Annotated in this window: 14 protein-coding genes, 3 tRNA genes and 1 pseudogene; 11 read left to right on the top strand and 7 right to left on the bottom strand. The window is 49.9% G+C overall.

All coding sequences use genetic code 11. The features are described 5' to 3' along the window. Positions 1–218 precede the first annotated feature (218 nt). Both Q9J79_RS09475 and Q9J79_RS09470 read left to right on the top strand, forming a co-directional pair. On the top strand, positions 219–2,111 hold the full coding sequence (locus Q9J79_RS09475) for a site-specific DNA-methyltransferase (RefSeq protein ID WP_373321221.1): 1,893 nt from the start codon (positions 219–221) through the stop codon (positions 2,109–2,111). A 12-nt stretch (positions 2,112–2,123) separates the two neighbouring features. Continuing rightward, a pseudogene (locus Q9J79_RS09470) lies at positions 2,124–4,709 on the top strand (type III restriction-modification system endonuclease); the annotation flags it as partial. A 251-nt stretch (positions 4,710–4,960) separates the two neighbouring features. On the opposite strand, the gene Q9J79_RS09465 reads toward Q9J79_RS09470, so the two are convergent. The 3 genes from Q9J79_RS09465 to rnr are packed head-to-tail and all read right to left on the bottom strand — an operon-like array spanning position 4,961 to position 7,926. Beyond that, positions 4,961–5,320 (bottom strand): hypothetical protein, encoded by a 360-nt coding sequence (locus Q9J79_RS09465; RefSeq protein ID WP_301911262.1) that lies wholly within the window; start codon positions 5,318–5,320, stop codon positions 4,961–4,963. A gap of 44 nt (positions 5,321–5,364) precedes the next feature. Next, positions 5,365–5,550, bottom strand: coding sequence for a hypothetical protein (locus Q9J79_RS09460; protein ID WP_301911261.1), 186 nt, complete (start codon positions 5,548–5,550; stop codon positions 5,365–5,367). A 21-nt stretch (positions 5,551–5,571) separates the two neighbouring features. Next, on the bottom strand, positions 5,572–7,926 hold the full coding sequence (gene rnr / locus Q9J79_RS09455) for a ribonuclease R (RefSeq protein WP_301911260.1): 2,355 nt from the start codon (positions 7,924–7,926) through the stop codon (positions 5,572–5,574). A gap of 88 nt (positions 7,927–8,014) precedes the next feature. Here rnr and Q9J79_RS09450 point away from each other — a divergent pair. From Q9J79_RS09450 to aspA, 5 genes are all read left to right on the top strand, one after another. Next, positions 8,015–8,101, top strand: a tRNA-Leu gene (locus Q9J79_RS09450). A 35-nt stretch (positions 8,102–8,136) separates the two neighbouring features. Further along, a tRNA-Leu gene (locus Q9J79_RS09445) sits at positions 8,137–8,223 on the top strand. A 38-nt stretch (positions 8,224–8,261) separates the two neighbouring features. Then, positions 8,262–8,352 (top strand) — tRNA-Ser (locus Q9J79_RS09440). Positions 8,353–8,582: 230 nt separating this feature from the next. Then, complete coding sequence (locus tag Q9J79_RS09435; protein ID WP_301911259.1) at positions 8,583–9,155, top strand: hypothetical protein; 573 nt, start codon at positions 8,583–8,585, stop codon at positions 9,153–9,155. Positions 9,156–9,302: 147 nt separating this feature from the next. Continuing rightward, on the top strand, positions 9,303–10,700 hold the full coding sequence (gene aspA, locus Q9J79_RS09430; RefSeq protein WP_301911258.1) for an aspartate ammonia-lyase: 1,398 nt from the start codon (positions 9,303–9,305) through the stop codon (positions 10,698–10,700). Positions 10,701–10,771: 71 nt separating this feature from the next. Here the strand turns inward: aspA and Q9J79_RS09425 are convergent, their stop codons facing one another. The 3 genes from Q9J79_RS09425 to ybaK are packed head-to-tail and all read right to left on the bottom strand — an operon-like array spanning position 10,772 to position 12,842. Next, positions 10,772–11,647: a DMT family transporter gene (locus Q9J79_RS09425; RefSeq protein WP_301911257.1), complete on the bottom strand. Its 876-nt coding sequence runs from the start codon at positions 11,645–11,647 to the stop codon at positions 10,772–10,774. 1 nt (position 11,648) lies between these two features. Further along, a complete protein-coding gene (locus tag Q9J79_RS09420) occupies positions 11,649–12,341 on the bottom strand; it encodes a DnaJ domain-containing protein (RefSeq protein WP_301911256.1) in 693 nt (230 codons plus the stop codon). A 21-nt stretch (positions 12,342–12,362) separates the two neighbouring features. After that, positions 12,363–12,842, bottom strand: a complete 480-nt coding sequence (ybaK, locus tag Q9J79_RS09415; RefSeq protein WP_301911255.1) for a Cys-tRNA(Pro) deacylase — start codon at positions 12,840–12,842, stop codon at positions 12,363–12,365. Positions 12,843–12,916: 74 nt separating this feature from the next. Here ybaK and Q9J79_RS09410 point away from each other — a divergent pair, with 74 nt between their 5' ends. The 4 genes from Q9J79_RS09410 (at position 12,917) to ttcA (ending at position 15,905) form a co-directional block, all read left to right on the top strand. After that, positions 12,917–13,279, top strand: a complete 363-nt coding sequence (locus tag Q9J79_RS09410) for a RidA family protein (RefSeq protein WP_301911254.1) — start codon at positions 12,917–12,919, stop codon at positions 13,277–13,279. A 34-nt stretch (positions 13,280–13,313) separates the two neighbouring features. Beyond that, on the top strand, positions 13,314–14,162 hold the full coding sequence (ygfZ, locus tag Q9J79_RS09405) for a CAF17-like 4Fe-4S cluster assembly/insertion protein YgfZ (RefSeq protein WP_301911267.1): 849 nt from the start codon (positions 13,314–13,316) through the stop codon (positions 14,160–14,162). 5 nt (positions 14,163–14,167) lie between these two features. Continuing rightward, positions 14,168–14,791, top strand: a complete 624-nt coding sequence (locus Q9J79_RS09400) for a DUF8309 domain-containing protein (RefSeq protein ID WP_013448458.1) — start codon at positions 14,168–14,170, stop codon at positions 14,789–14,791. 154 nt (positions 14,792–14,945) lie between these two features. Then, positions 14,946–15,905 (top strand): tRNA 2-thiocytidine(32) synthetase TtcA, encoded by a 960-nt coding sequence (gene ttcA, locus Q9J79_RS09395; protein WP_301911253.1) that lies wholly within the window; start codon positions 14,946–14,948, stop codon positions 15,903–15,905. Between the two features lie 98 nt (positions 15,906–16,003). Here ttcA and Q9J79_RS09390 read toward each other — a convergent pair. Next, on the bottom strand, positions 16,004–16,443 hold a 440-nt coding region (locus Q9J79_RS09390), incomplete at its 5' end, for a restriction endonuclease (protein WP_441338255.1).

The raw sequence follows: 16,443 nt of genomic DNA, 5'->3' as shown, positions 1-16,443 counted from the left end.
GTTCAGACGGCGCACCCGTTTCCCAAAAAACGCCGTCTGAAGTGAAAAAATATTTTAAAACAGACAGTTATATATTGACAAATTCAAACCGAGGATTTTAAAATGCTGCCAAGCCAAGCCAAGCCAAGCCAAGCCAAGCCAAGCCAAGCCAAGCCAAGCCAAGCCAAGCCAAGCCAAGCCCTGATCTAATTGACACAGACGGGGCGAACACCGAGGCAATCTACACTTCAGACGGCATTACCGCCAACTCTACCCAACTCGAACAGCTCAAAAAACTCTTTCCCGCCTGTTTTGACGCAGACGGGCATTTCCTGATAGACAAATTCCAAGCCGAAATCGCGCTGCAGACCGACATCGGACGCGAATTTTACGAAATGAACTGGCTGGGCAAATCCTATGCCCGCCTGCTTCGCAACCTGCCGCCCGAAACCCTGATAAGTGAAGACAAAACGCACAACGCCAAGCCCGAAAATGCAGGCAGCCAAAACCTGCTCATTTGCGGCGATAATCTGGAAGTGTTGAAACACTTAAAAAACGCCTACACAAACAGCGTGAAGATGATTTACATCGACCCGCCGTACAACACGGGTTCGGACGGCTTTGTCTATCAGGACAACCGCAAATTCACATCCGCCGAACTTGCCCGCCTGGCCAATATTGACGAAGACGAAGCCGCGCGGATTTTAGATTTCACCGACAAAGGCTCAAACTCGCACAGCGCGTGGCTGACCTTTATGTATCCGCGCCTGTATGTCGCCCGCGAACTGTTAAAGGACGACGGCGTGATTTTTATCTCGATTGACGATAACGAAGCGGCGCAGTTGAAGTTGTTGTGTGATGAAGTGTTTGGAGAGGGAAATTTTGTTGCTGTCTTCCCTTGGCGGAAAAGAACGGCAAAATCAGATGTTCCATTTGGTATATCACAAGATTATGAATGGGTAATTTGTTATGCGTTTAATAATTTTATGGCTGGTAATTTAATTGAAAGAAAATATTATAAAACTGATGACTTCCCAAATGATAGATGGAGATTGTCTGATTTAACGACTCAAAAGATTGAAGCAGATCGCCCAAACTCAGCATTTAATTTAATAGATCCAAGAACAAAAAAAATATATCCATATAATCCAAATCGATTATGGGGCATAACAAAAGATACTTTTCAAGAGTACTATGATAAAGGAAAAATTGTTTTCCCAGATGATTATGATTTCTTAAGAATAACAATTCCTGCATATCGTGTTTTTGAAAGTGAAGACAAAATCAAATCCATAAAAAAATTTGGCACAGAAAAACCAATGAAATCAATTTCTACATTATTTCCAAAAGAAATTGGAATGACGGAAGACGGTAATAAAGAACTTATTAAGTTATTTGGGAAAAAGATTTTTTCTTTTCCAAAGCCAACTTCTATTATCAAATATATTATTGATTGTGTTACAAAAGAAGACGACCTAATCCTAGACTTCTTCGCAGGCAGCGGCACGACCGCCCACGCCGTGATGCAGCTTAACGCCGAAGAACAAAACGGCAGCCGCCGCTACATCTGTGTGCAGCTTCCCGAAAAAACCGCTGAAAAATCCGAAGCCTATAAGGCAGGCTACCCGACCATCTTCGACATCACCAAAGCCCGCATAGAAAAAGCCGCCGCCAAAATCCGCGCCGAATATCCCGATTACACGGGCGATTCGGGCTTCAAAATCTTTCAAACGGCAGACAATTTCAGGCAGCATCCGGACAAGGATTTTTCGCCCAACCAACCGGATTTGCCGCTTAACGATGAATTAAGCGAAGAACAGCTGCAAACGCTTCTGACCACCTGGACGCTGTATGACGGGGCGGCACTGACCACGCCGGTTGAGCCTGTGCGCTTGGGCAGTTATACGGCGTATCTGTGCGAAAAACGGCTGTATCTGATGAATGCCGGTTTTACTTCCGCCGATTTGTTGGCGTTTATCCGCAAGCTGGACGACGATGCGGATTTCAATCCCAACCGCGTGATTGTATTCGGCAGCAATATGGCAAGCGCCATGCAGCACGAACTTGACCAGGCGGTTCGCGGTTATACCAATAAAAAAGAGATTGAGTTGAATGTGGTTATCAGGGTTTGACGGAGAAAGTTTATGGGCGGTTTTAATTACGAGAAAAACCAGCCGCACCAAATGCGGGCGGTTTCGGCGGTTTTGGGCGTGTTTGACGGGGCAACGCCCAAATATCGGGCGGCAGACGAAAATCCCGAACTTTTGTTTGCTGCAAAACAATACGCAGACAATATCTTGAAAGTGCAAACCCAAAACGGCATAGGCGGCCGATTCCCCGACCGTTCGGACGACCAAAATATCCTTGATATTTCCATGGAAACGGGCACGGGCAAAACCTATACCTACACACAAACCATGTTCGAGCTGCACCGTTGGCTGGGCGTGTTCAAATTTATCGTGGTCGTGCCGACTTTGTCCATTAAGGCGGGAACGCGGCAGTTTTTGCAAAGCAAGGCTTTGGCAGAGCATTTTGAACAGGATTTCGGCGGCGATTATGAAGGCGTGCGCCTGAAAACCTATGTGGTGGAAAGCGCGAAAAAGAATAAGGGCAAAAAGTCCAATGCGCCCATAACGATCGAGCAATTTGTCAAAGCGGAAAACAAAAAGGAAATCCATGTGCTGCTGATTAACGCGGGCATGGTTAATTCGCCGTCTATGACCGATACGGGCGACAAGGCATTGAAAGATTTGTTTGACAATCCCGTTGATGCATTGGCCGCCGTGCGCCCGTTTGTGATTGTGGACGAACCGCATAAATTCCCGACCCGGGAGAGCGCGAAAACGTGGGGCAATATCAAACGCTTAAAACCGCAATATATTTTGCGCTACGGTGCAACGTTTAACGATGAATATTACAACCTGCTTTACCGTTTGACGGCAGTAGGCGCGTTTAACGACGGGCTGGTCAAAGGCGTGCGCGTGTTTCAGGAAGAAATGCAGGACGGCATGGATGCAGCGGTAAAACTGGTGTCGTCGGACGGCAAAGAAGCGAAATTCGAATTAAACGAAAAGGACAAAAAGCAGACGTTCAAACTGGCAAAAGGCGAAGATTTGGCGAAAATCCATCCCGCCATTTCGGATTTGAAAATCGACAAAATGAATAAAACCGCGGTGGTGTTAAGCAACGGCTTGGAGTTGAAAACGGGTGCCGTCATCAACCCTTATTCCTATTCGCAAACGGTACAGGATGCGATGATGCAGAGGGCGGTTGCCGAGCATTTCAAGCTGGAACGCGAACTTTTGGCAGAACGCGCGCCACAGCCCAAAATCAAGCCGCTGACGCTGTTTTTTATTGACGATATTGCGGGCTACCGCAGCGGCAACGAGCTTTCAGGCAGTCTGAAAGATAAATTTGAAAGCTGGATCCGTGCGGAAGCAGCACGCCGCCTGGAAACGGAAAGCGACCCGTTTTACCGCGATTACCTGCAAAAGACGTTGGACAATGTATCCGCCTGCCACGGCGGCTATTTTTCCAAAGACAATACAGACAGCGACGATAGAATCGAGCAGGAAATCAATGAAATCCTGCACGATAAGGAAAAACTGCTGTCTTTGAACAACCCGCGCCGCTTTATTTTTTCCAAATGGACGCTGCGCGAAGGCTGGGACAATCCCAACGTTTTCCAGATTTGCAAACTGCGTTCCAGCGGCAGCACGACTTCTAAGCTGCAAGAAGTCGGACGCGGTCTGCGCCTGCCGGTAAACGAGCTGATGGCGCGGGTGCGCGATGTGCCGTACAAACTGAATTATTTTGTCGACAGCAGCGAAAAAGACTTTGTGAATCAGCTTGTCGGCGAAATCAACGACAATTCTTTTCAGGAAGAAATCTCCAAAAAGTTTACCGAGGAGCTGAAACAAAAAATATTGCAAAAATACCCCGATATCAAACCGCTGGTATTGGTAAACAAACTGTTTTCAGACGGCATCATTGACGACAATGAAAACTTTACCGAAGGCGGCTATGACAAATTAAAAGCCGCCTATCCCGAAGCCTTCCCCAAAGGTTTGGACAAAGGCAAAGTCAGCAACGCCAAAGACGAAGGCAAAGACACCATCATCATGCGCGAAGGCAAATATGAAGAACTCAAAGCCTTGTGGGAGCTGATTCACCATAAAGCCGTTTTGCAGTACAAAATCAAGGATGAAGCCGAATTTGCCGATTTATTTACCGCCTATTTGCGTGAAAACGCCGCCAAATTCCCGCAGGCTGGCATACGCACGGCGGTAAACGAAGCTTATATCAACAACGGGCTCATGCTTTCCCGCCGCATAGGCAGTTTTGAAGATGAAGATTTTATCCGTTTCAACACAATGAATTATCGTGAGTTTCTGGAAAAACTGGCACAAACGGCAAAAATCCGCATGCAGACTTTGCATCAGGCGTTTTACCGCGTCCGCAACGAACTGGACATTGGCGATTTTTTGAATATGCAGACCATCGCCCAAATCAAAAACGGCTTCAACCGGTTTTTGCTTCATCATTCCTTCCATAAATTCGAACTGGATTACCGGCTTGTCGGCAGCAAAATCCATCCGACCAAATTTACCGATAAAGACGGCAAACCGCGCGCGGTGAAAAAAGCAGATTTGGGAAGATTTGAAGATACGGAGCACCGGCCTGCCGCCGGCTATCTCTTCGGCGAGATTTTCTACGATTCGGATATAGAACGAGGTCTTTGCAAAATTCCTTTCCCTCCCGACAGCCGAAACCCAAACACAGGTTTTCGGCTGTCGGGAGGGAAAGGAATTTTGCAAAGGTCTCGGCTTGTGCGGTTTGCCGGAAGAAGGTGCTCATGAGAAATCCCCTAAATGTCTTGGTGGGAATTTAGGGGATTTTGGGGAATTTTGCAAAGGTTTCTTTCCGTATCCGCTTCCCAACCGGCTTCACGCAGTTGGGCATCAATCAACAGCAGGCAGGTTTATTTTTCATCCAAATTCTGTATCTGGCAGCTGTGGGCAAAATGTTTGTCCAATTGGTTGCGGGGTGCCTGTTGTTCTTTTTCGCTTTTCGCTGCCAATTCCGCTTCTTGCGCTTTCAACAGGCGTTGCTCTTCTCCGTTGGAAACCGGCGGATTTTCTAGCGTACTTTGTGTCTGCAAATAGGCAGGATTAAAGGCTTCCGACACAAAATCTTCCTGCCCGTCGGCGAAAGTGCGGCAAAACCACAATGCAATCTGCCGCGCCGCCATCAAACTTTCTACCGCCGCTTTGCGGTCGTCATTAAATGCGTGCGTTGCCGTATCGCCGGACTTACGCAAGTCATGGAAAAGATGCGGCATATCTTAATCAATGCCATAACGTGCAACTGTTTGAGCAGATCCGACTACGAACCGTTTTCCGACTCCGCCAGTCCATAGTTTGCCGCCACGGTTTTCGCCGTCAGCTCGGCAAACTGACGGGTTTTCATCAACAACGTGTTGGAATCGTCGGCAAAATAGCGTTCCGCATTGCGCACAAGCGTAAACAGAATGGGGAAATCGGATTGGGAAAAGGTCAAGTTCGACCGCATCGGCAACTTCCTCGATACGGATTAGCGGTTATTCTTGGCTTTCTTTATTTTGATGGAAACGGATTTTTTACTTTTCCCCTTCTGCCCTTTCCCTCCTTTTTCCAATTTGCCGTTTGACGGGGTATTCTTCTTGGGTGGTTTGGCTTTTTTTCTTTTGGGTTCTGCATTGGGCATTTTGTTTTTTCCGGAATGCTTTCTGCCGGACGTGCCGCCCGCAATCAAGACCAAGTCAACTTTTCCGGTATCCAAATCGGCACGGGCCACTTTAACGGTAACCCTATCCCCCATATTGAAACGGATGCCGCTGCGTTCGCCTTCGATTGCCATAATTTCGGGGCGAAAATTGAAATAGTCTTCGTCCAAATCGCTGATGTGCACCAGACCGTCGATATGGATATCGTCCAAAGTGACAAATATTCCAAAATTTGCCACTCCTGAGATTTTACCTTCGAATACTTCGCCGACCTTGTCGCGCATATAATAGGTTTTCAGCCAGTTTTCCACGTCGCGGCTGGCGTCGTCGGCACGACGCTCACAGAACGAGGTATGCACGCCCAAAGCCTGCCAGCTTTTGTTTGGCGTGTAGGTTTGCCGGTTCAATACGGCTTTGATGGCGCGGTGTACGGTCAGGTCGGGATAGCGGCGGATGGGCGAGGTGAAGTGGGTGTATGCTTCGTAGGCAAGACCAAAGTGTCCGTCGCAATGCGGTTCGTAAACCGCCTGCTGCATGGAGCGCAACATCATGACTTGCAGTAATTCGGCATCAGGTCTGCCTTTGAATTGTTCGGCAAGCGCGGCATAGTCTTTCGGCGACGGGTTGTCGCCGCCGCCAAGTTGAAGCCCCAACAGACCGAGCTGCTCGCGCAGGGTGGCGAGTTTTTCGGGTGTCGGGCCCAAATGGTTGCGGAACAAAGCCGTATGCTTGTTTTTCAACAGGAAATCCGCTGCGCAAACATTCGCCGCCAGCATACATTCTTCAATCAGCTTGTGGGCATCGTTGCGGACGACGGGGACGATTTTTTCGATTTTACCGTTGTCGTCGAAAAGCATTTGGGTTTCGATGCTTTCAAACTCCACCGCGCCGCGTTCGAAGCGTTTTTTCTGGAGGATTTTGAAAAGTTTATAGAGGGTGTCGATTTGGGCTTTGTGCGGATGGTCGATGCCGTCTGAAATCCATTTCCAAACTTGGTTGTAGGTCAGGCGGGCATGAGAGCGCATCACAGCGGGATAGAAGCGGTATTCTTTGATATTGCCCGCATAGGTAACGACCATATCGCACACCATACACAAATGCTCGACATCAGGATTGAGCGAGCAGATTCCGTTGGACAAATTCTCCGGCAGCATTGGAATCACACGGCGCGGGAAATACACGCTGGTACTGCGTTCCTGCGCGTCCGTGTCGATAGCGTCATCAGGGTGGACATAATGACTGACGTCAGCAATCGCCACCACCAAACGGTAATTGCGGCCGATTTTTTCGGCAAAAACCGCATCGTCAAAGTCCCGCGCAGTTTCACCGTCAATGGTTACCAGAGGCAAATCTCGTAGGTCCACGCGCCCTTTCAAGTCGGTTTTACGCACATGATCGGGAATTTTCTTCGCAGCTTTGACACACGCTTCGCTAAATTGGTGCGGCAAATGGTGCTTGCGCACGGCGATTTCGATTTCCATACCGCTGTCGGCATAATCGCCCAATACTTCAATGATTTTCGCTACGGCAGGGCGGTTTTGCTCGGGGTAAGTCTCAATTTCACCGACAATGACTTGACCGGATTGCGGTTTAAAGTGCGCTACGCTTTCAGGTTCCAAAACAATGCTTTGATTCAAGCGTTTGTCTTCCGCCTCCAAAATGGCCACGCCGCGATCCATATAAAAACGGCCGACCACTTTAGACTGCGCACGCTCCACCACATCTAAAACCGTACCTTCGCGGCGGCCTCTGCGGTCGATACCGGCGGGACGGACGGTAACAATGTCGCCGTGCATGACACCACGCATCTGGCGTTCGTATAAAACGAAATCCCCTTCGTCCGTCGGCATGAGCGGTACGGCGAAGCCGAAACCGTCCTTATGCGCCTCGACGCGGCATTTGACCAAATCCAGCTTGTCTGCGGCGCAAACCGCTCCCCGGCGGTTGATTAAAACCTGACCGTCCCGCGCCATCGCTTTCAGACGGCGTTCAAAAAAGACATACTCGTCTTCCGTAATCGACAGCTCGCGTGCGAGCGATTCGATTTTTGAAGGCACACCTTTGCGCTCCAACAATTCGATTATCCATTCCCGACTGGGCAAAGGATGTTCATAACGCTGTTTTTCACGACTTAAAAACGGGTCTTTTTCCCGTAAATTTAAAGATTTAATATTTTTATTCATTTTGACTGTTGACATTCTCTTTATGAACTATATAATAGCGACTTCTTTGCGGCAGGACACTGTACCGCAAAACAGCAAATAAAGCAAAGCCCGGGTGGCGGAATTGGTAGACGCGTCAGCTTCAGGTGCTGGTATCCTCACGGGTGTGGAAGTTCGAGTCTTCTCCCGGGCACCAAATCAAATACTTTGCTTTATTTCAATATTTAGATTGCCCAGGTGGCGGAATTGGTAGACGCGCTAGCTTCAGGTGCTAGTATCCTCACGGGTGTGGAAGTTCGAGTCTTCTCCTGGGCACCAAATAACAAATTATCCCGATTGGGATAATTTCCGCCATTAGAGAGGTGGATGAGTGGTTTAAGTCGCACGCCTGGAAAGCGTGTATACGTGAATAGCGTATCGAGGGTTCGAATCCCTTCCTCTCTGCCAAATACAAATCCCAAACTTTTACAGTTTGGGATTTTTCATTATTCAAACAATAATTTCATTGGGAAAATCCGTTATTGCCTATAATCGTCATCAACCGTTTACAACTATCCGTTACCGTTTTTTGTGGTATGTTTTGCGGTATGTTTTACCCTCTTCCTAAGCCTGTAAGGACTCAAAAGGTGTATCCCTTCAAACGGCATTGTTCCACATGCTGCAAACCGAAAACCGATATGGCTGCACCGCATTCCAATCCGACCAACCTTTCTGAATACATCAGAACCTTAAAACGTGATTTGCCGTTCGGGGTTTCTGTTGCGGGCGAAGGGCTGCTGTTCCGGCATTCCGTTCTGCGCGGCAGGTTGTTTCAGCCGCTGCTTGCGCTGTTTTTCGGTCTGCTGCTTTGGATAGGCGGCGGAAACCAGTTGCTCGAATGGGGTGTTCCTCCCGTATCCGATTCGGTTTACAGCGTCTTGACGGCGGGTTTTGCCGTGTTTTGGATGTGGCGCATGGAGCGTTGGTGGTATGCGCTGACGACGTGCAAATCGGTTTATATCGATGATAAGGAACTGGTTGTTTATGGTGCGTTCGGGCGTGTCCGTTATCGCGGTAGGCATGATGCGGCATATTCCGTCCATGTGCTTCCGCATTCCCTCTACCAATGGCTGACCGGAGGCGTTGCGCTGCTGATCGGCACGAGCGGACGCGGTGTGTGGACGGGCATCGTTTTGGGGCTGCACCGCCATAACCTCGGTGCGACGCTGGCGCGGAAAACGCTGGCAGACCTGCCGGAGCAGCATCCTTAAGACGCGGCACTTCTGCGTTCAGACGGCATTGTTCTTGAAAACACCATAGACAATACCGCCCAACTGGTATAGTGTTCGTCCTGCTGCGGCATCTTTCCGATGACGCATTTTTTCAATATTAATTATCCAACTTACAAAGGTAAAAACATGACTGTCCGTACCGAACACGACTTATTGGGCGACCGCGAGATTCCCGCCGAAGTATATTGGGGCATCCACACCCTGCGCGCCATTGAAAACTTTAAAATTTCCACACAAAAAATTTCCGACGTGCCGCAGTTTGTCCGCAGTATGGTGATGGTCAAAAAAGCGACCGCGCAGGCAAACGGCGAATTGGGTGCCATCAAGCCGGAAATCGCGGCCGCCATTGAAAAGGCTTGCGACGAAGTGTTGCTCAAAGGCCGCTGCCTCGACCAATTCCCGTCCGACGTTTATCAGGGCGGCGCCGGCACTTCGGTCAACATGAATACCAACGAAGTCATCGCCAACCTTGCATTGGAAGCCTTGGGATATGAGAAAGGCCGCTACGACATCGTCAATCCGATGGATCACGTCAACGCCAGCCAATCCACCAACGATGCCTATCCTACGGGCTTCCGCCTTGCCGTGTATTACAGCATTGGCGAATTGCTGGAAAAACTGACCGTATTGAAAAATGCCTTTGCCGCCAAAGCCGAAGAATTTAAAGATGTTTTGAAAATGGGCCGCACCCAGCTTCAAGATGCCGTACCGATGACTGCCGGACAAGAATTCCAATCTTTCCAAGTGTTGTTGGAAGAAGAAATCCTCAACCTCGACCGTACCCGCCAACTGCTTTTGGAAGTCAATTTGGGCGCAACCGCCATCGGTACAGGCGTGAATACGCCTAAAGGCTATGCGGCTTTGGTCGTTGAGAAACTCTCCGAAGTCAGCGGCCTGCCTTGCAAACTGACTGAAAACCTGATCGAAGCGACCTCCGACTGCGGCGCATATGTGATGGTACACGGCGCATTGAAACGCACAGCCGTCAAACTCTCCAAAATCTGTAATGACTTGCGCCTGCTCTCTTCCGGTCCGCGCGCCGGTTTGAAAGAAATTAACCTGCCTGAATTGCAGGCCGGTTCTTCCATTATGCCTGCCAAAGTCAATCCCGTGATTCCCGAAGTCGTCAACCAAGTCTGCTTCAAAGTCATCGGCAACGACACCACCATCACTTTCGCCGCCGAAGCAGGTCAGCTTCAACTGAACGTTATGGAACCGGTCATCGCCCAATGTATGTTTGAAACCATTTCCCTCTTGGGCAATGCCGCAGTCAACCTGTCCGACAAATGCGTCAAAGGCATTACGGTCAACCGCGAAATCTGCGAACGTTACGTTTTCAACTCCATCGGTTTGGTGACTTATCTGAATCCGTATATCGGACACCACAACGGCGATTTGGTCGGCAAAATCTGCGCCCAAACCGGCAAAGGCGTGCGCGAGGTTGTTTTGGAACGCGGACTGTTGAGCGAAGAAGAACTCAACCGCATCCTCTCTCCCGAGAACCTGATGAATCCTCATCTGTAAGGTTACAGAAGAATGCCGTCTGAGGCAGGAATGCTGCTTCAGACGGCATTTTGTTATATCAATCAGCCGGATTATATGCCGAACAGTGCCTTGACCTCTGCCCAATAAAACAGGCAGGCGATGGAACACAGTGCCAACACGATTCCCGCCGTATTGATTGTGCTGATTTTTTCCTTAAAAAACAATGCGCCCGAAAGCGTACCCAAAACAATCACGCCGATATTCATACCGGCAAAAACCAGCGTGGGATTGTCCTTCATCATTTGGTGCGCGGTGATGTAGGTTACGATGTTCATGAAGTTCAAACCGCCCAAGAGTATGCCGCCGACCACACTCTCAACGCGCCATCTGACCGATTTGGCAAACAGGCAGGCAAACATCAGCACACCCGCCAGCGCAAATGCAACCAGCAGGTTGCCTGAAAATGCCGTGCCGCTTTTGGCAAGCTGCTTAAACAAGATATCGATAGTGCCGTAACCTGCCCACACGCCCAGCAGCAAGGCCGCCTGCCGCCACCCGCTGCCTGATTTTTTGCCGCCGCCGTGTTTCCAAAGCAGGCAGAACAGTGCGGCAAAGGCGAGGCACAGCCCGATCAGTTTGCCTTCACTGAGTTTTTCGCCAAACAGCGTCAAGGCGGCAACAATCGGCAAAAACAGCGACAAACGCTGCGCCGCGTCGGATTTGACGATACCGGCGGCTTCTACGGATTTACCCATGACGACGAATACAGACGGCAGCAACACGCCTAATGCGGCAAACAGCCACCACGTCGGCAAAAATGCGCCGATATTGCCGACATCCGGCTTCAATACCAGCAAAGTCAGTATGACCGCGACCACATAATTGACGGCAACCGCCTGCGCGATGTCGATTTTTTTCTTCCTTGCCATTTTCAGCAAAATGGAAACCGACACGCTGAACACGATGCTGATTAACAGGTAAGCCATACTATATCCATTTCTCGGGTGCAACCGCCCTGCCGCTGTTGAAGCGGATAAAGCCGACGATGATGCGGTAGAAATACCAGACGTTCGTTGCAATAATAATCAGCACGCCGATACCCAAAAGGGCAGTCAGCGCGCCCAAAAGATAAAGCCAAAATGTGCGCCAAAAGGTTTTAATCAGGTATTCGGTATGTGTGGCATAGACAATGCTGTCCAAACTGTTCCGTTTCATATAGGCGAGAATCACGCCGACTATGGGCATGAACTGCATGATTGCACCCAAACCGAACAGGATGTAGGCGGCGAGGACATAGTTGCGCCCGCTTCCGCCGCCAGACGGTTCGTAAGCATGGCGCGAACGTGAGGCCTGCCGTTCAAACGCCTGTCTGAACGCCTGTTCGCGGCGCATCTGTTCGCGGTAAAACTGCTCCCTGCGCGCCTGTTCGCGGCGGAATGCCTCTTCCTGCCGCCCGCGTTCCTCATGCCGTCTGAAGGACGCGTCGTATTGCATCCGTTTCGACAGGTCGGAAAGCGTATCGTAAGCCCGTTGGATTTCTTTGAACTTTTCTTCCGCCTGCGGATTGCCCGGATTGCGGTCGGGATGGTATTTCATCGCCAGCTTGCGGTAGGCGCGTTTGATTTCGTCCGCCCCCGCCTGCGGCGACACGCCCAATACGGCATACAAATCTTTGTCCATACTGCTCCTTATACTTCCCTGTCAAACCGCTGCCTGTATTGTTTTCGGGTTCAAAATATTTAAATCTCCGGGACGGATGCCGATAATGAACCCGCGTTTTCCGCCGTTGATATAGATGGTTTCCAAATCCATCACCGACTGTTCGACGTAAATATCCAACTTTGTCCGGATGCCGAACGGTGTTGTGCCGCCGACCAGATAGCCCGTCCACTTGTTTGCCTGTGCGGGCGTGGCGGGTTCGATGTGTTTCGCACCCAAATGCCGCGCCAGATTGCGGGTTGAAATCTGCTTGTCGCCGTGCATCAAGACAATCAGCCCCTTACCGTTTTCATCTTGCAAAACAATGGTTTTAATGACCAAGTGTTCGTCTTTGCCGAACAGGCGCGCAAACTGCGCCGTGCCGCCGTGTTCCTCGTAAAGATAAACAAAAGGTTCAAACTCGATGCCGTTTTCACGCAAAACGCGTACGGCAGGTGTTATCGGATAAGTGTGTTTACTCATTTTTCGTCATGCAAAACATGGAAATCGGTCAAACGCAATGTTACCATATATCCCCTTTGTGAAAGGACGACGTGATGGATATCCGATATTTCGGCACTACGCCCCGCTATTCCGAAGCGGTTTGCGCGGGCGGTTTGATTTTCCTCTCCGGCATGGTTCCCGAAAACGGTGAAACGGCTGCCGAACAGACTGCCGACGTACTTGCCCAAATCGACCGCTGGCTGGCGGAATGCGGCTCGGACAAGGCACACGTTTTGGATGCGGTCATCTATCTGCGCGATATGGACGACTACGCGGAAATGAACGGTGTGTGGGACGCTTGGGTTGCCGCCGGCAGAACGCCCGCCCGCGCCTGCGTGGAAGCGCGGCTCGCCCGTCCGGAGTGGCGCGTCGAAATCAAAATAACCGCCGTGAAGAAAGACGCGGCAACTGCATAAACAGATTTCCTTTATATTTCAGAGTACGCAAATGATGAAAACTTTACTGCCCTTTTTCGGCGTGGCGCGCGTCAGCGGCGAAGACCGCCAAACCTTCCTGCACGGACAGCTTTCCAACGACATCAATAATCTTCAGACCGGGCAGGCGTGTTATGCGACTTACAACACACCCAAAGGCCGCGTCATCGCCAATATGATTGTCGTCAACCGTGGAGATGATTTGCTGCTGATTATGGCGCAAGACCTGCTTGAAGCAACGGTCAAACGCCTGAGGATGTTTGTGTTGCGCGCCAAAGCCGTTTTTGAAATCCTTGAAGATTACGCCGTCGGCGCGGAATTGGAAGCATCCACCGAACCGCTTGCCGCGCAAGAACCCTGCCTTGCCTTTACCGCCGAATGCGTTTCAGACGGCATCTGCACCGTCGTCCTGCCCCATCGGGGCATTTTACACATTGCCCCCAAAAACGCCCTGCCGCCTTATGATGCCGCCGCCGAAAGCGCGTGGCGGCTGCACGAAATTCTCAGCGGTTATCCGTGGATATGCGCGGCTACCAAAGAAACTGCCGTTGCCCAAATGCTCAACCAGCACATCATCGGCGGCGTACACTTCAAAAAAGGCTGCTATCCGGGACAGGAAATCATTGCCCGTGCCCAGTATCGCGGTCAGGTCAAACGCGGCTTGGCGGTATTGTCGGGAAATTCGGCAGCCGAAGCGGGCATCCTGCTGACGGCGGATGGCGAAGAAGCCGGCATCGTACTCGACAGCGTTCAAGATTCGGAAAACTTTACCGCCCTTGCCGTGATTAAATTCTCCGCCGCACAAAAAGAACTGACCGTCCCAAACGGCGGTATCTTCAAAGCGGTTCATCCCTTCTTTAGATGAGAAATATGACAGAAATAAGGTGGAGGAATAATCAAGTTATCAGCATTGAGACTAAACGAAAGGATGAATCAAGAGAAACTAGGGTGTATGTGCTCGCTCAGATGATAGGGAAGGCTGAACTCCTGTTTTTCAATCTATTTAACACTGATAACAATTGGGATGATGTGGACTTAACCCAAGTTCCTATTCTTTTCTGCGCCACTGTTGCTCGTCAATTCATTAAAAGCAGCAATATCTTCAGGCAGAATATTAAGGGGATTGAGAACTATATCTCTCCAAAGCGTAAGATAGACCCCTTAGGTATGGGAAGTAGATGGATTACGCTCTGGGAAGGAACACCAAACGAAAAGAAAATTCTTATCATAGGAGATGGTGGGGGCAGACTCTTTGAAGTAGATACTTCCTCGGGGAAATACAATGAACGAGATATCATTGCGTCAATAAATAGAGACGATTTAGAAACGATTAATAGCTATGAATTGAGGAATGTACGAATCTATGCTGAGCTTAATGAACGGCTATATTTGTGTTACAAAATGGGGAGAAATGTAGACCCTCTAAAGGATTTGGTGTTTAATCTACCTATCCCCTTAGAATACAAAGAGTATATTGAGATCATATCAACCTAGAATCAACGACTTAAAGGGCTGAAATAATACACTCAAAAAAACCGAAAATGCAGAATAATCCCTCTAATGCCGTCTGAACCTTTTCAGACGGCATTTTAAAACCGCCCCTGTTTTCGGTTACAATGCCGCATCCCTAATTTTTCAAACCACCACCATGTCCAAAAAAACCAAACAAGAACTGGAAAACAACAAACTCAGCAAACGCCTGCGCCACGCCGTCGGCGATGCCATTAACGATTTCAACATGATCGAGCCGAGCGACAAAATCATGGTCTGCCTCTCCGGCGGCAAAGACAGCTACGCCCTGTTAGACATCCTGCGCCAGCTCCAAGCCAGCGCGCCGATTGATTTCGAACTGGTTGCCGTCAATCTCGACCAAAAGCAGCCGGGTTTCCCCGAAGAAGTATTGCCGACCTATCTCGAAAGCATAGGCGTGCCGTACAAAATCGTCGAAGAAGACACCTACTCCACCGTCAAACGCGTGTTGGACGAAGGCAAAACGACTTGTTCGCTGTGCAGCCGCCTACGCCGCGGCATCCTCTACCGCACCGCAAAAGAATTGGGCTGCACCAAAATCGCCTTAGGACACCACCGTGACGATATCCTTGCCACCATGTTTTTAAATATGTTTTACGGCGGCAAACTCAAAGCCATGCCGCCCAAGCTGGTGAGCGACAACGGCGAACACATCGTCATCCGCCCCTTGGCTTATGTGAAAGAAAAAGACTTAATCAAATACGCCGAATTAAAACAGTTCCCGATTATCCCGTGCAACCTTTGCGGCTCGCAACCCAACCTGCAACGCCAAGTCATCGGCGATATGCTGCGCGATTGGGACAAACGCTTCCCCGGCCGCATCGAATCGATGTTCTCCGCCCTGCAAAACGTCGTCCCTTCCCACCTTGCCGATACCGAACTCTTCGACTTTGCCGGATTGGAACGCGGTCAAACCCTGAAACACGGCGGCGATTTGGCGTTTGACAGTGAAAAAATGCCCGAACGTTTTTCAGACGGCAGCGAAGAAGACGAGAGCGAAATCAAAATCAAGCCGCAAAAAGCCGAACGCAAAGTCATCAACATTCTGGCGAACAAGCCGAAAACCTGCGGCGCATAGACCTCCGCCGTCAAAAATGCCGTCTGAAGCCCGTTTGGCGTTTCAGACGGCATTTTAAAAGCCCGAAGCAGACGGCCCCCGCTCCGGGCATTTGTTCTTTAACGCCCGTTTTCAGAATGCCCGACTGCGGGCATATTTTGCCCGATCAGTTCGGCTATCCTCTCGCCGTCAAACTGCGTTTTGAACACCACCTTGATTTCTTTGGAAATCTCGGCAAACAGCTTTTCGGCATGTTTGATTTTCCGCTCTTCGCTTTTTCGCAAATCTTCCGCCCCGTCAGTCCCCTTGGCTTCAATCACAAAGTTCAGAATCTCGCCGCTTTTGGTTTTCACGATATAGGCAAAATCGGGCGAATACGTGCCGCCGCCGGCAACAGGGATTTTGATGGAGTTTCTCGGTATTTTAGTGAATACGGTTACGCCTTCAATTTGGTTGTTGGCGACATTTTCATGTTCTGAGACCTTTACAAAATTCCTTTCCCCCCGACAGCCGAAACCCCAACACAGGTTTTCGGCTGTTTTCGTTTCAAATATCCACT

Origin of the sequence: Neisseria viridiae (genome assembly GCF_962747995.1) — a bacterium.
GTDB classification, from domain to species: domain Bacteria; phylum Pseudomonadota; class Gammaproteobacteria; order Burkholderiales; family Neisseriaceae; genus Neisseria; species Neisseria viridiae.
This window is presented reverse-complemented; position numbering and strand designations above follow the sequence as displayed.